Here is a 14,027-nt window from a genome sequence, read left to right as displayed (position 1 = left end):
AATGGGGACCGTCCATCACGGGGGAATGCATGATCCGCTTCGAGCACGTCACCAAGCGCTACCCGGACGGGACGACCGCCGTCGACGACCTGTCCTTCGAGGTCGCGGAGGGCGAACTCGTCACCCTCGTCGGCCCGTCGGGCTGCGGCAAGACCACCACGATGAAGATGGTCAACCGCCTCATCGACCCCACCGAGGGCACCGTCTCCGTGGCCGGCGAGAACCTCGCGGACACCGACCCCGTGGAGCTGCGGCGCCGGATCGGCTACGTCATCCAGCAGGTCGGGCTCTTCCCGCACAAGTCCGTCCTGGACAACACCGCGACCGTTCCGCACCTGTTGGGCACCCCGCGGAAGAAGGCCCGGGCGCGCGCCGCCGAACTCCTCGACCTCGTCGGGCTCGACCCCACCGTCTACGGACACCGCTACCCGGATCAGCTCTCCGGCGGCCAACGCCAACGCGTCGGCGTCGCCCGCGCCCTCGCCGCCGACCCACCCGTCCTCCTCATGGACGAACCCTTCGGCGCCGTCGACCCCGTTATCCGCGAACACCTCCAGAACGAATTCCGCCACCTCCAACGCACCCTCGGCAAAACCGTCCTCTTCGTCACCCACGACATCGAGGAAGCCATCCGCCTCGGCGACCGCATCGCCGTCTACGGACAGGGCCGCATCGAGCAGTTCGACACCCCCGCAGCCGTCCTCGGCGCCCCGGCGACCCCGTACGTCGCCGAGTTCGTCGGCGCGGACCGCGGCATCAAGCGCCTCTCGGTCACCCCCGTCGAGCCGGGTGACCTGGAGGAACGCCCGGTCGTCCGGCTCGACGACCCGGCCGGCCGCGCCGCCGAGGCGCTCGCCGCCGACGACGCGTCCTGGGCGGTCGTCCTGGACGGCGAGGCGGCGCCGTACGGCTGGGTGCCCGCCGCCGCGCTCACCGACGGCTCCCCGGACGGCGCCACCGTCCGCGACCACGCCCGCCCGATGGACGCCACGCTTCCGGTGGGCGCGCCGCTGCGGGAGGCGTTCGGCGCGCTGCTGGGCCACGACGCCGGGTGGATAGCCGTCCTCGACGAGGGGCGCTACGCGGGCGTCCTCACCCCCGGCGGGCTGCACGCCGCCCTGCGCCGCGCCACCACCGCCGACGCCGCCCGCACCACCCGCGAGGCGGTCACGCTGGACACCGTTCCGGGCGCCTGATCACCCGGGCCCGGCCGTTCAGGCCTGGACGCACGGGCCCGGGCATGCGGAAGGCCCGCGCTTGCGACAGCGCGGGCCCGCGGGCATTACGGAGGCGTCACCGCACACGCGGCCGCCCCGCGGCTCACACCGAGGTGGACCCCGGCCCCGGTCCGTCCACGTCGTCGTCCTCCGGCAGCTTGCAGACCCGCTCCAGGAAGAGGGCCGCGGCGACCACGGCGGCGCCCGCCAGGACCGACAGTCCGGCGTAGATCGTCTGATCGCGGCGGGGCCCGGCGTCGAGGCCGGTGGTCAGCAAGAAGACGCCGACGCCGCCGTAGATCCCGGCGACCAGCGCCGCGACCAGGGCGCTGGCCTGCCCGAAGACCAGGACGCGGGCGGCGAGCAGCGGCTCCACGCCCTTGGCGTCGGGGCGCCGCTCACGCTGGGCGCGCAGCCGCGCGCGGAACGAGAAGGCGGCCGAGCCCAGCAGCGCGGCGATCAGCGCCAGCACGATCGGCGCGGCCACCGGGACGCTCGGCAGGCTCCCGAAGCTGTCCCACAGCCGGGCGCCGGCCCACGCCAGCACCCCGGCCACCACGAACAGCCCGACCAGCACCTTGATACGTAGCTGCTTCACCGGGCATTCGCTCCTTGCGCCGTCATGGCCGTCCCGCTCGATCCGTCCCGCCGCACCGCGGCGCTCACGTCCTACGCAACCACGCCGGCGGCAGGGCCGCCGCACACGGCGGGCACGACCGGCCGGAGCGTCGGCGTCCGCGCGGTCCGCGCGGACCCGCAAGCCTAACGATTACTCGGGCAGCCGCAGTTCCAGATCGGTGCGGAGCGTGACGCCCGCGCTGCCGATCTCCGCCAGCAGCTCGGCGACCGGACCGCGCCCGGGGACCTCGGCGGACGGGTCGACGTCGTGCCACGGCACCAGCACGAAGGCCCGCTCATGGGCGCGCGGGTGCGGCAGCGTGAGCCGCGGGTCGTCGGAGACGACGTCCTGGTAGGCGAGGATGTCGACATCGATGGTGCGCGGGGCCCACCGCTCGTCCCGCACCCGCTCGAAGGCCTCCTCGATGGCGTGGCCGCGCTCCAGCAGGGACTCCGGGGGCAGCGTCGTCTTGATCAGCACGACGGCGTTGAAGTACGAGGGCTGGGAGGCGGGGTCGACGCCCCACGGCTCGGTCTCGTACACCGGCGAGACGGCCTTGACCCGCAGGCCGGGCGTGTCCTCCAGCGCGTCGATCGCGCCCTGGATGGTCTCCAGGCGGTTGCCGAGGTTGCTGCCGAGGGAGATGACGGCGCGCTTGGGGTTGGAGAGCGTCACATCGGCCGCGTCCACCTGCTCGACGACGGAGGTGGGCACCGGCTGGACGGTCGGGTCGCTGCTGGTCTTCATACTCGGCTCCGGGTGATGGTGATGGTCACGTCGTCGAAGGGGACGGTGATCGGGGCGTCCGGCTTGTGCACCACGACCTCCACCTCCTGCACCCCCTCGTGCTTCAGGCACTGGGTGGCGATCCGCTCCGCGAGGGTCTCGATGAGGTCGACCGGATCGCCCTCGACGATCGCCACCACCTCCTCGGCCACCACGCCGTAATGGACGGTCTTGGCGAGATCGTCGGTCGCCGCCGCCGGACGGGTGTCCAGGCCCAGCACCAGATCGACGAGGAAGGTCTGGCCCTCCTCGCGTTCGCGGGGGAACACCCCGTGGTGCCCACGGGCCTTCAGCCCACGCAGCGCGACACGATCCACGCGAATCACTCCCACCGGTCCGGCACCTGCGGCGCCCCTGCTCGTCGGATTCCGGAACCCGCGCCGAACGCCTCCGGCACATCGCCCGTTGTCGAATCTACCTGCGAGCACCGACAACGCTTGCCCATGGGGGCTATGGACAAGGGCCGTCGCTGCTGCTAAGAACCGGCCCTGCGAACGGGCCCGGGACGGCCGTGCGGCCGCCCGCGCGGCCTCTTACCCCTGACCGCACACCCCACCCCTACCCGCACCGCACTTGGCTCGAACGGGTGCCCGCCGACTGCCCCGCTGACCCCGGCCGCTGACGCCGTCACCCGGATGCCGCACCCCGGCCGCCGACTCGGGATCTCTCCCCCGCGCCGGGCAACCGCCCTGGTCAGACGCCTCCCGCGACGTCGTCGGGACCGGCCGGGCCGTCGCCGTCCTCATCGTCCTCGCCGTCGGTCAGCACCGGCGAACCGTGGTGCGACCACACCCGCCAGCCCTCCTCCGTACGGCGGAAGACATTGGTCGCCACGACCAGCTGGCCGATGAGCGGCCCCACCGAACCGTCCTCCTCCGCCGGCCCGCCGCTGAGGATGTTCTCGGTGCAGGTGACCAGCGCGGTGTCTCCCATCACATCGATCTCGACATCGGTGAGGAAGAACTGGATGTACTCGGTGTTCGCCATGATCAGCGCGTACGAACGGAGCACCTCGCCGCGGCCGCGCAGCACCGGCCAGCCCGGGTGCACCACGCTGACCTGCCCCTCCAGCCAGAGCGCGGTCAGCGCCTCGTGGTCGCCGCGCTCCACGGCCTCGTACAGCTCCGTGTTCGCCTGCTCGACCAGCTCGATGTCGGTCCGTGGGCCCAACCCGCTCACACCGCTCCCGTCGCGTCGTCCTGCGTACCGTCCGCCGCGGTCTCCAGCGCGCGGGCGACCCGTACCGCGTCCGCGCTCGCCCGCACCTCGTGCACCCGCACGGCCCAGGCGCCCTCCCGCGCCACCAGCGCCGACACCGCCGCCGTCGCCGCGTCCCGCTCCCGGGCCGGCGGCGGGGCCGCGCCCTCGCCGCCCGCCAGCACCCTGCCCAGGAACCGTTTGCGGGATGCGGCCACCAGCAGCGGACGGCCCAGCGCCCGCAGCCGGGGCAGGTGCGCGACGAGTGCCAGGTCGTGCGCCGCCTCCTTGGCGAAGCCCAGACCCGGGTCGATGACGATGCGCTCGGGGGCGATGCCGCCGGCCACCGCGCGCTCCATACCGCGGGACAGCTCCTCGACGACCTCGCCGACGACGTCCGTGTAGAGCGCGCGGTTGTTCATGTCGATGGACTGGCCGCGCCAGTGCATCACCACGAACGGCACGCCCGCCGCGGCCACCGCGGGGATCATCGCCGGGTCGGCGGCGCCCGCCGAGACGTCGTTGACCAGCCGCGCACCGGCCGCCACCGACTGCTCCGCGACGCTGGCGCGCATGGTGTCGACGGAGACCACCGCGCCCGCCGCGGCCAGCTCCCGGACCACCGGTATGACGCGGCGCAGCTCCTCGGCCTCGTCGACCCGCGCGGCGCCCGGCCGGGTCGACTCGCCGCCGACGTCGATCAGATCGGCCCCCTGCGCCACCAGGTCCAGACCGTGTTTGACGGCCAGCTCCGGGTCGAACCACGCACCGCCGTCGGAGAACGAGTCCGGCGTGACGTTGACCACGCCCATCACCGCACAGCGATCCCACTCCGGCAGTCCGGCCACCCGGTCACGCAAGGTATTCATGCCCCCAGCGTAGGCGGTGTTCCGGCCACCCGAACGGCGGCCACCGGCGCCCGGAGCAGGGCCGTCCGCGCCGCGCCCGGCGCCGGATCGCGCCGCGCTCAGGCGGCCCGCTCGACCGTGTCCGGCGCGGGCCGCGCCACCGGCACATGCGCGCACGGCCGGGGCTCGACGGGCCCGCGGCGGCGCAGCGCGCGCGGCAGCCCCAGCTCCAGATAGCCCTCGGCCTGGAGCGCGGCCAGCCCGATGCGCGGGATGTCACGGCTGTTGCGGAAGACCACGAAGCGCGGCTCCCAGCGCGGCTGGAACTTGTCGTTGAACTTGTACAACGACTCGATCTGGTACCACCGCGACAGGAAGATCAACATGCCGCGCCAGACCCGGATGACCGGCCCGGCGCCCAGCTTCTCGCCGCGCTCCAGCGACGAGCGGAAGACCGCGAAGTTCAGCGACACCCGCGCGATCCGCAGCTCCGGCGCCGCCTGGAGCGCCGCGACGATCAGCAGCTCGTTCATCCCCGGGTCGGCCGAGCGGTCGCGCCGCATCAGCTCCAGCGAGATGCCGTCCCGGCCCCACGGCACGTAGTGCTGCATCGCCTTGAGGTCGCCGAACGGGCCGGGCTCCGCGCCCTCCTGCGGTGCCTGGTGCGCGGTGGCGATCACCGCGTCGCCGTCGGCGTCCGCGTCGATCCGGCCCAGCGCCATGGAGAAGCCGCGCTCGGTGTCGGTGTCCCGCCAGGCGTCGGCCGCCCGCTGGATCCGCGCCAGCTCCTCCGGCTCCAGGTCCCGCACCCGCCGCACCCGGGTCTCGTAGCCGTTGCGCTCGATGCGCTTGACCATCTGGCGGACGTTGCGCATCGCCCGGCCGCTGAGCGTGAAGTCCGCCACGTCGACGATCGCCTCGTCGCCCAGCTCCAGCGCGTCCATCCCGGTCTCGCGGGTCCACACCTGGCCGCCGGTCTCGCTGCACCCGGTCACCGCGGGCGTCCAGGAGTGCGCCCGCGCCACCTCCATGAACCGCTCGATGGCGCCGGGCCACGCCTCGACGTCGCCGATCGGGTCGCCGCTGGCGAGCATCACCCCGGAGATCACCCGGTAGCAGACGGCCGCCTTGCCGGTCGGCGAGAAGACGGCGCCCTTGTCGCGGCGGAGCGCGAAGTAACCGAGCGAGTCCCGGCCGCCGTGCCGCTCCAGCAGCTCCCGCAGCCGCCGCTCGTCGTCCTCGGTGAGCCGCGCCGCCGGATGCTCGGGGCGGAAGGCCAGGTAGGCGGTGGTGGCGGCGGTCAGCAGCCCGAGCGCGCCGAGCGAGTAGCCGACGGTGTAGTCGACCCGGTGGGTGTACGCGATCGGCCCCTCGAAGCCGCACAGCCCCCACAGGACGTGCTGGACACGCTCCCACCCGGTCGGCGAGCCGACGATGCGGTCCGGGTGCGAGCTGACGATCACCATGCCGATGCCGAAGCTCACACCGCCCAGCACCACCGCGTTGACCAGCGCCTTCCAGCGGCTGCGCGGATCGGGCAGCGCCGCGAACTCCTTGCGGTGCCACACCAGGAACCCGAGGAGCAGCAGCGAGAGGACCGCGCCGAACACCGAATGGCGGTAGACCAGCTGGGCGATCGCGCCGACCGGCAGCAGCGCCACCGCCGCCGTCCACGCCCGGCGCTTGCGCCGCTTGAGGCCGTGCGCCAGGAGAAGCAGCAGGATGCCGACGACGAGCGAGGCGGCGGCCGCGAGCGGGCTGACCGCGCCCGGCAGCACCTCGGCCAGCGCATGCATCCGGCTGTGCCGAAAGCGCGGGAAGACGCCGGAGACGATGTCGAGAAGGCCGACCAGGACGCCGGCGCTGCCGATGAGCGGCGGCACCGAGGCGGGCCGCGGGCCCCGGAGCCAGCGTGGCCGACGCCACGCAACCGTCCCGGACTTTTCGCCATCTAGCCTGTCAGACATCACTTTCCCGTCGCCCCGGTCGAGAGAACGTGCGAACCTGGTCGCAGCTTCCGGACTTTTGCGCCCTGTATGACGGCGTTTCAGGGCTCGGGGTTCCAACAGCGGACCGGCGGACCGGCCGCCCGGGAGAAAGCACCACATGGGTCTCACCAGCAAAAAGCTGCTGATACTGGCCGTCGTCCTCGCCGTGGCGTTCTTCGTGCTCACGGTCTGGCTGTGGCCGCGGCTGTCGGGACGCAGCTGGCGCCCGGTCCTCGGCCGGGTCGGCGTCCTGCTCCTCACGCAGATATCGCTGTTCGCCGCCGTCGGACTCGCCGCCAACAACTCGTTCGGCTTCTACGCGTCCTGGGCCGACCTCTTCGGGCAGGAGCAGGAGCCCGGCGTCGTCACGAATTACCAGACCGGGCCGGACGGCACCCGGCTGACGAAGCTCGGCGCCGAGCGGTTCAACGTCGACGGCAGCTCCCGGCCGAAGGTCGCCGGGCGCATCGAGAAGGTGATGCTGCACGGCGAGAAGTCCGGCATCAGCAGCCCCGCCTTCGTCTATCTGCCGCCGCAGTACTTCCAGCGCGCCCACGCCGACAAGGTCTTCCCGGCGGCGCTCGTCCTCACCGGCTACCCCGGCACCGCCCAGGCGCTCTACAAGAAGCTGCACTTCCCGCAGACCCAGCACGCGCTGCACGGCAAGGGCAAGATGCAGCCGATGGTCCTGGTGATGATGCGGCCGACCGTCGCGCCGCCCCGCGACACCGAGTGCGTGGACGTGCCCGGCGGGCCGCAGACCGAGACGTTCTTCACCCAGGACCTGCGCCGCGACATCGCCGGCCACTTCCGCGTCGGCAAGGACGCGAAGAGCTGGGGCGTGATCGGCGACTCCACCGGCGGCTACTGCGCGCTGAAGATGACGATGCGCCACCCGGAGGCGTTCTCCACCGCCGTCGCCCTCTCCGGCAGCTACAAGGCGCCGCTGGACGCCACCACCGGCGACCTCTTCGGCGGCGACCCGCAGCTGGAGCGGGAGAACAACCTGCTCTGGCGCCAGCGCCACCTCCCCGCGCCGCCGGTGAACCTGCTGGTCACCAGCAGCAAGCAGGGCGAGGGCAACTTCAAGGAGACGCTGAGGTTCATCCAGCAGACGAAGTCGCCGTCCAAGATCTCGTCGATCATCCTCGACAGCGGCGGCCACAACTTCAACACCTGGCGCCGCGAGATCCCCGCCGCCCTGGAGTGGCTGGGCGGCCGGCTGAAGGTGTGAGGAAACGACACGGCACACGGCTACACGGACCGCACGAAGGGGCGGGCGCCCATGAGCGCCCGCCCCTTCGCCGTACCGCCTTACCGGCCCCGCCGCCTCACCGGGCGAGTATCAGGCTCATCGCCTCGGCGCGCGTCGCCGGGTCGCGGAGCTGACCGCGGACCGCGGAGGTGGTGGTCTTCGCGCCGGGCTTGCGGACCCCGCGCATCGTCATGCACATGTGCTCGCACTCGATGACGACGATGACGCCGCGCGGCTCCAGGATCTCCATCAGGGAGTCGGCGATCTGCGTCGTCAGCCGCTCCTGCACCTGCGGACGGCGGGCGAAGACGTCCACCAGCCGGGCCAGCTTCGACAGCCCGGTGATCTTCCCGTCGGCGGACGGTATGTACCCGACGTGCGCCACCCCGACGAACGGCACCAGGTGGTGCTCGCAGTTCGAGGTCACCTCGATGTCCTTGACCAGCACCATCTCGTCGTGACCGATGTCGAACGTCGTGGTCAGGACGTCCTCGGGCTTCTGCCGCAGCCCGGCGAAGATCTCCTTGTACGCGCGTGCCACCCGCGCCGGGGTCTCCAGCAGGCCCTCGCGGTCCGGGTCCTCACCGACCGCGATCAGCAGCTCCCGCACGGCATTCTCGGCACGCTTCTCGTCGAACTCGCCGATCGTGGCGTCGCCGTCCAGCGTCACAGGGTCGGTCATGTGGTGCCTCGTTCCTTCTGCGCCCGGCTCCGGATGCGGAAATGCCGCGCCTCCCAGGCTAGAACCTGGGAGGCGCGGCGGACATTCCGGGGCGGTGTGATCCCCGCGTCAGCTCTCGCGGGTGTCCTCCGGGGACTCCGGCTCCGTCACTGTCTTGTCCATCGAGACGGTGCCGTTGCCCGGGACCGTGCCGTTGGCCGGGGACAGCTCCCGCGGGGAGAGCACCGGCGGCCGGGACGACGGGGTGCGGCGCGAGGAGCCGGTCCACGCCGGGCGGGCCGGACGCTTCACGATGTGCTTGAAGACCTCGGCGATCTCCTCCTTGCCCAGGGTCTCCTTCTCCAGGAGCTCCAGGACGAGGTTGTCGAGAACGTCGCGGTTCTCGACGAGGATCTCCCACGCCTCGTTGTGCGCGGTCTCGATGAGCTTCTTGACCTCCTCGTCGACCAGCGCGGCGACCTCCTCGGAGTAGTCGCGCTGGTGACCCATCTCGCGGCCCAGGAACGGCTCGGAGTTGTCGGTGCCGAACTTGATGGCACCGAGGCGCTCGGTCATGCCGTACTGGGTGACCATCGCCCGGGCGGTGGCGGTGGCCTTCTCGATGTCGTTGGCCGCGCCGGTCGTCGGGTCGTGGAAGACCAGCTCCTCCGCCGCGCGCCCGCCCAGCATGTACGCCAGCTGGTCGAGCATCTCGTTGCGGGTGGTGGAGTACTTGTCCTCGTCGGGCAGGACCATGGTGTAGCCCAGGGCCCGGCCGCGGGACAGGATCGTGATCTTGTGGACCGGGTCGGAGTTCGGGGAAGCCGCCGCGACCAGGGCGTGTCCGCCCTCGTGGTACGCGGTGATCTTCTTCTCCTTGTCCGACATGATCCGGGTCCGCTTCTGCGGACCGGCCACGACGCGGTCGATCGCCTCGTCCAGGAAGTGGTTGTCGATCAGCTTCTTGTCGCTCCGGGCCGTCAGCAGCGCGGCCTCGTTGAGGACGTTGGAGAGATCGGCACCGGTGAAGCCGGGGGTCCGCTTGGCGACGGCCGTGAGGTCGACGTCCGGCGCGACCGGCTTGCCCTTCTGGTGGACCTTGAGGATCTCCAGACGGCCCTGCATGTCCGGACGGTCGACGGCGATCTGCCGGTCGAAACGGCCGGGGCGCAGCAGCGCCGGGTCGAGGATGTCCGGGCGGTTGGTGGCGGCGATCAGGATGACGCCGCCCTTGACGTCGAAGCCGTCCATCTCGACGAGCAGCTGGTTGAGCGTCTGCTCGCGCTCGTCGTGACCGCCGCCGAGACCGGCGCCGCGGTGGCGGCCCACCGCGTCGATCTCGTCGACGAAGACGATCGCCGGGGCGTTCGCCTTGGCCTGCTCGAAGAGGTCACGCACCCGGGAGGCACCGACACCGACGAACATCTCGACGAAGTCGGAGCCGGAGATCGAGTAGAACGGCACACCGGCCTCGCCCGCGACGGCGCGCGCCAGCAGCGTCTTGCCCGTTCCGGGCGGACCGTACAGCAGGACGCCCTTGGGGATCTTGGCGCCGACGGCCTGGAACTTCGCCGGCTCCTGCAGGAACTCCTTGATCTCGTGGAGCTCCTCGACCGCCTCGTCCGACCCGGCGACGTCCGCGAAGGTCGTCTTGGGCGTGTCCTTGGTGATCAGCTTGGCCTTGGACTTCCCGAAGTTCATCACCCGGGAGCCGCCGCCCTGCGCCTGGTTCATCAGGAACAGGAAGATGATCGGGATGAGGATGAAGGGAAGCAGCGTGATCAGCAGCCCGACGAACGGGTTCTGCTTCGACGGGGCGACCGTGTAGCCGTCCTTGATCTCGCCGGTCTGGTACTTGGCCTGCAGGTTCTTCGCGATGTCGACGCCCTGGTCGCCGATGTAGCTCGCCTGCAGCTTGTTGGAACCCTCGATCTTGTTGTCACCCGACAACTCGATCTTGATCTTGTTCTCGTCGCCGGTCGTCAGCTCGGCGGATTTCACCTTGTTGTCAGTGATCGCCTTGACGACCTGACCGGTGTCCACCGTCTTGTAGCCGCCGGATTCCCCGACGACCTGCATCAACACGACCACGGCGAGGACGGCCAGCACGATCCACATGACCGGCCCACGGAAGTATCGCTTCACGTCCATCCATACGGAGCCGTCAAGGCCCCGTCCCTCCTGCCACAGTGAGGCACAACAGCCCTGCGGAGGGCTGGTCGTGCGTACGGTGTATTACTGGCCCGAAAAATTGAGTGCCTTCGGACGGTACCCCAGCATTGTCACCCGTCGGCGACGCCGACAGCGAACAATGCCTGTGCGGATTCCGTTCTCTGCTTCAACGGCGGGCGGCCCCGGCGGGTTCCCGCCGCCGTGCGGCCGCCACGCCGTGGCCGCTTCGGGCCCTCGCCGATCCGTACGGCCGGCGAGCGGGTGCCGTCCTCAGCCGCCGTACACGTGCGGTGCGAGGGTGCCGACGAACGGCAGGTTGCGGTATTTCTCGGCGAAGTCGAGGCCGTAGCCGACGACGAATTCATTGGGAATGTCGAAGCCGATCCACTTCACGTCGATATCGACCTTGGCGGCGTCGGGCTTGCGCAGCAGCGTGCAGACCTCCAGCGAGGCGGGCTCGCGCGAGCCGAGGTTGGACAGCAGCCACGACAGCGTGAGGCCGGAGTCGATGATGTCCTCGACGATCAGGACGTCCCGGCCCTTGATGTCGGTGTCGAGGTCCTTGAGGATCCGCACCACACCGGAGGACTTGGTGCCCACGCCGTACGAGGACACGGCCATCCAGTCCATCGTGACGGGGGTGGACAGCGCCCGCGCCAGGTCCGCCATCACCATCACGGCGCCCTTCAGGACGCCGACGATGAGCAGGTCCTTGCCCGCGTACTCCGCGTCGATCTTCGCGGCCAGCTCGGCCAGCTTCGCGTCGATCTCTTCCTTGCTGATGAGTACCGACTCAAGGTCGGAGCCCATGTCCTTGTCGTCCACCCGTGCCACTCTCGCTCGGTTCGGTGTCGTGTCCGTCGCCGGACTGATCAGGCGGGGCAGCGGTCCTGCGGCTCAGCCCTGCCGAATGACAAGTCTGCCACCCTGCCGTCGAACACCGACGCGCCCGGGGAGATTGAGACCGCCCTGACCACGCCAGGCAGTGATCAACCTGTCCACTTCCTCGATGTGCCGGGCGAAGAGCGAACCGGCCGGTGCGCCCGCGTCGATGACCGCCCGGCGCAGCACCCGGCGGCGCACCGCGGGCGGCAGCGCGAACAGTCCGGCGACGTCGAGCGTGCCCTCCGCGCCGCGGACCGTGCGTTCGGCTTCGGCGGCCCAGGAGTCGAGGGCGTCGGCGTCGTCCCGGGAGAGCTGGGCCGTACGGGCGAGGGCTTCGACGACGCCCTTGCCGAGCGCCTTCTCCAGGGCGGGCAGCCCTTCGTGGCGCAGTCGGGAGCGGGTGTAGGCGGGGTCGGTGTTGTGCGGGTCGTCCCAGACCGGGAGGGACTGGATGAGGCAGGCGGTGCGGGCGGTCTGGCGGTCGACGCCGAGGAACGGGCGGCGGTAGCGGCCCAGGTGGCCGGTGGTCGCGGCCATGCCGGAGAGGGAGCGGGTGCCGGAGCCGCGGGCCAGCCCGAGGAGCACGGTCTCGGCCTGGTCGTCGCGGGTGTGGCCGAGGAGGACGGCGGCGGCGCCGTGGCGTTCGGCGACGGCGTCGAGGGCGGCGTACCGGGCGTCGCGGGCGGCGGCTTCCGGGCCGCCCGCCTTGCCGACGCGGACGGTGACCGACTCGGCCGGGTCGAGGTGGAGGGCGCGCAGCCGCAGGACGACCTCGGCGGCGCGGAGATCGGAGCCGGCCTGGAGGCCGTGGTCGACGGTGACGCCGCCCGCACGGACGCCGAGCCGGGGGGCTTCGAAGGCGAGGGCGGAGGCGAGCGCCATGGAGTCGGCGCCGCCGGAGCAGGCGACGAGGACGAGCGGGGGCTCGGCCTTGGCCTGGGCGCAGTGCCGGGTGAGCACGTCGTGGAGTACGCGGCGGACCGCCAGGCGTATCGCGGCGACCGCTGGATGGGGACCCATGTCCGTTTCCAATCGTTCAGCTGGGGAGCCTTGGTCCGTGGACGACACATTCGTCACACAGGGTGCCTAGATGGTGACAGAGGCGAGCAGTTCCCCGAGCATTGCACGCCTATCCCCTGGTAACGGTCCCTCAGAAGGGTGATTACGGGGGCGCACATCTGCCGTCCGGCGTGCGCGCGGCGCGTCTCTGTCCTACGGTGCTCCATCCCCCGCATCCGGTGCTCCGTCCCCCGCGCCCTTCACCCGTGCGATCCAGTCCGCGGGCGCGGCGATCTCCTGCTTGGTGGGGAGCGTGTTGGGTGACGTCCACACGCGGTTGAAGCCGTCCATGCCGAGGTCGTCGACGACCGCGCGGACGAAGCGTTCGCCGTCGCGGTACTGGCGCAGCTTGGCGTCGAGGCCGAGGAGCTTGCGCAGCGCGAGGTCGAGACGGCCGGCGCCGCTGGCCCGGCGCTGCTGGAACTTCTCGCGGATCTCGGCGACGGAGGGCACGACCTCGGGGCCGACGCCGTCCATCACGTAGTCGGCGTGGCCCTCCAGGAGGGACATCACGGCGGTCAGCCGGCCGAGGATCTCGCGCTGGGCCGGGGTCTGGACGAGGTCGACGAGGGAGCGGGGCTCCTCCTCGCCGGACTCGCCCTCGGGCCGGGCGCCGGTGAGCGCCTGCGCGGCCTCGCGGAGCCGCTCGACCAGGGTGCCCGGGTCGATGTCGGTCTCGGCCAGGAACGCCTGGACCTCGCCCTCGATGTGATCGCGCAGCCAGGGCACGGCGGTGAACTGGGTGCGGTGGGTCTCCTCGTGCAGGCAGACCCAGAGCCGGAAGTCGTGCGGGTCGACCGCCAGCTCCCGCTCGACGTGGACGATGTTGGGCGCGACGAGCAGCAGCCGGCCGCCGCGGGCGCCGGCGGGCAGGTCCCGCGTGGCCGGGGCGAACGTCTCGTACTGGCCGAGGACGCGGGAGGCGAGGAACGACAGGAGCATGCCCAGCTCGACGCCGGTGACCTTGCCGCCGACGGCGCCGAGCACCGCGCCGCCGGGGCCGCCGGGGCGGCGCTCGGCCATCTTGCCCAGCAGGGGTTTGAGCACCGCGCGGAACCCGGCGACGTTGGCCTTGATCCAGCCGGGGCGGTCCACGACGAGGACGGGCGTGTCGTGCGGGGCCCGGGCGCCCGCGGCCCCGGGCTGCGCCATGCGGGTGAAGGCGCGGACGTATTCCTCGGAGGACCGGGCGTGCGCGCGCAGCTCGGCGACGATCGCCCGCGCCTCGTCGCGGCTGACCTCCGGACCGGGCCGCACGAACCGCGTCGCCGTCGCCGCCGCGAGGTTCCAGTCGACCATCTCGACACCACCGATGCTCGTCATGCGTTTCACGGTACGTG

The 14,027-nt window shown here is 71.7% G+C and carries 13 protein-coding genes; 2 read left to right on the top strand and 11 right to left on the bottom strand.

The window, feature by feature from the left end:
* Positions 1 to 29: 29 nt before the first annotated feature.
* A complete protein-coding gene (locus ABT345_RS14280; RefSeq protein ID WP_345077448.1) occupies positions 30 to 1,196 on the top strand; it encodes an ABC transporter ATP-binding protein in 1,167 nt (388 codons plus the stop codon).
* 124 nt (positions 1,197 to 1,320) lie between these two features.
* On the opposite strand, the gene ABT345_RS14275 is transcribed toward ABT345_RS14280, so the two are convergent.
* From ABT345_RS14275 to ABT345_RS14250, 6 genes are all read right to left on the bottom strand, one after another.
* Positions 1,321 to 1,815: a DUF3180 domain-containing protein gene (locus ABT345_RS14275; protein WP_345077451.1), complete on the bottom strand. Its 495-nt coding sequence runs from the start codon at positions 1,813 to 1,815 to the stop codon at positions 1,321 to 1,323.
* Positions 1,816 to 1,986: 171 nt separating this feature from the next.
* On the bottom strand, positions 1,987 to 2,583 hold the full coding sequence (gene folK / locus ABT345_RS14270) for a 2-amino-4-hydroxy-6-hydroxymethyldihydropteridine diphosphokinase (protein WP_345077454.1): 597 nt from the start codon (positions 2,581 to 2,583) through the stop codon (positions 1,987 to 1,989).
* A complete protein-coding gene (gene folB / locus ABT345_RS14265) occupies positions 2,580 to 2,939 on the bottom strand; it encodes a dihydroneopterin aldolase (RefSeq protein WP_030288515.1) in 360 nt (119 codons plus the stop codon). Before folB ends, folK begins: the two co-directional genes overlap by 4 nt.
* 376 nt (positions 2,940 to 3,315) lie before the next feature.
* Positions 3,316 to 3,792 (bottom strand): nuclear transport factor 2 family protein, encoded by a 477-nt coding sequence (locus ABT345_RS14260; RefSeq protein WP_345078536.1) that lies wholly within the window; start codon positions 3,790 to 3,792, stop codon positions 3,316 to 3,318.
* Between the two features lie 5 nt (positions 3,793 to 3,797).
* Positions 3,798 to 4,688, bottom strand: coding sequence for a dihydropteroate synthase (gene folP, locus ABT345_RS14255; RefSeq protein ID WP_345077461.1), 891 nt, complete (start codon positions 4,686 to 4,688; stop codon positions 3,798 to 3,800).
* A 98-nt stretch (positions 4,689 to 4,786) separates the two neighbouring features.
* A complete protein-coding gene (locus tag ABT345_RS14250) occupies positions 4,787 to 6,634 on the bottom strand; it encodes a phosphatidylglycerol lysyltransferase domain-containing protein (protein ID WP_345077464.1) in 1,848 nt (615 codons plus the stop codon).
* Between the two features lie 139 nt (positions 6,635 to 6,773).
* On the opposite strand from ABT345_RS14250, the gene ABT345_RS14245 reads away from it, so the two are divergent.
* Positions 6,774 to 7,889, top strand: a complete 1,116-nt coding sequence (locus tag ABT345_RS14245; protein WP_345077467.1) for an alpha/beta hydrolase — start codon at positions 6,774 to 6,776, stop codon at positions 7,887 to 7,889.
* 97 nt (positions 7,890 to 7,986) lie between these two features.
* On the opposite strand, the gene folE is transcribed toward ABT345_RS14245, so the two are convergent.
* The 5 genes from folE to ABT345_RS14220 all read right to left on the bottom strand — a co-directional run bounded on the left by folE (position 7,987) and on the right by ABT345_RS14220 (position 14,010).
* Positions 7,987 to 8,592, bottom strand: coding sequence for a GTP cyclohydrolase I FolE (gene folE, locus ABT345_RS14240; protein ID WP_345077470.1), 606 nt, complete (start codon positions 8,590 to 8,592; stop codon positions 7,987 to 7,989).
* 108 nt (positions 8,593 to 8,700) lie between these two features.
* A complete protein-coding gene (gene ftsH / locus ABT345_RS14235) occupies positions 8,701 to 10,722 on the bottom strand; it encodes an ATP-dependent zinc metalloprotease FtsH (RefSeq protein ID WP_345077473.1) in 2,022 nt (673 codons plus the stop codon).
* A gap of 291 nt (positions 10,723 to 11,013) precedes the next feature.
* Positions 11,014 to 11,553 carry a hypoxanthine phosphoribosyltransferase gene (hpt, locus tag ABT345_RS14230; protein WP_345078539.1) on the bottom strand — a complete coding sequence of 180 codons (540 nt, stop codon included), beginning with the start codon at positions 11,551 to 11,553 and terminating at the stop codon, positions 11,014 to 11,016.
* 87 nt (positions 11,554 to 11,640) lie between these two features.
* On the bottom strand, positions 11,641 to 12,648 hold the full coding sequence (gene tilS, locus ABT345_RS14225; protein WP_345077476.1) for a tRNA lysidine(34) synthetase TilS: 1,008 nt from the start codon (positions 12,646 to 12,648) through the stop codon (positions 11,641 to 11,643).
* 192 nt (positions 12,649 to 12,840) lie between these two features.
* On the bottom strand, positions 12,841 to 14,010 hold the full coding sequence (locus ABT345_RS14220) for an Rv3626c family coenzyme F420 biosynthesis-associated protein (RefSeq protein WP_345077479.1): 1,170 nt from the start codon (positions 14,008 to 14,010) through the stop codon (positions 12,841 to 12,843).
* Between the last annotated feature and the right edge of the window lie 17 nt (positions 14,011 to 14,027).

Origin of the sequence: Streptomyces sp. NPDC000404 (assembly GCF_040300365.1) — a bacterium.
GTDB classification, from domain to species: Bacteria; Actinomycetota; Actinomycetes; order Streptomycetales; family Streptomycetaceae; genus Streptomyces; species Streptomyces ramulosus.
Note: the sequence above shows the minus strand (reverse complement) of the source record. Positions and strands in the feature narration are given on the sequence as shown.

Coding starts and splice junctions, on each gene's coding strand:
- hpt (WP_345078539.1), bottom strand. CDS start 11,553: ATGGGCTCCGACCTTGAGTCGGTACTCATCAGCAAGGAAGAGATCGAC.
- ftsH (WP_345077473.1), bottom strand. CDS start 10,722: ATGGACGTGAAGCGATACTTCCGTGGGCCGGTCATGTGGATCGTGCTG.
- ABT345_RS14250 (WP_345077464.1), bottom strand. CDS start 6,634: ATGTCTGACAGGCTAGATGGCGAAAAGTCCGGGACGGTTGCGTGGCGT.
- tilS (WP_345077476.1), bottom strand. CDS start 12,648: ATGGGTCCCCATCCAGCGGTCGCCGCGATACGCCTGGCGGTCCGCCGC.
- folK (WP_345077454.1), bottom strand. CDS start 2,583: ATGAAGACCAGCAGCGACCCGACCGTCCAGCCGGTGCCCACCTCCGTC.
- folP (WP_345077461.1), bottom strand. CDS start 4,688: ATGAATACCTTGCGTGACCGGGTGGCCGGACTGCCGGAGTGGGATCGC.
- folE (WP_345077470.1), bottom strand. CDS start 8,592: ATGACCGACCCTGTGACGCTGGACGGCGACGCCACGATCGGCGAGTTC.
- ABT345_RS14280 (WP_345077448.1), top strand. CDS start 30: ATGATCCGCTTCGAGCACGTCACCAAGCGCTACCCGGACGGGACGACC.
- ABT345_RS14220 (WP_345077479.1), bottom strand. CDS start 14,010: ATGACGAGCATCGGTGGTGTCGAGATGGTCGACTGGAACCTCGCGGCG.
- ABT345_RS14245 (WP_345077467.1), top strand. CDS start 6,774: ATGGGTCTCACCAGCAAAAAGCTGCTGATACTGGCCGTCGTCCTCGCC.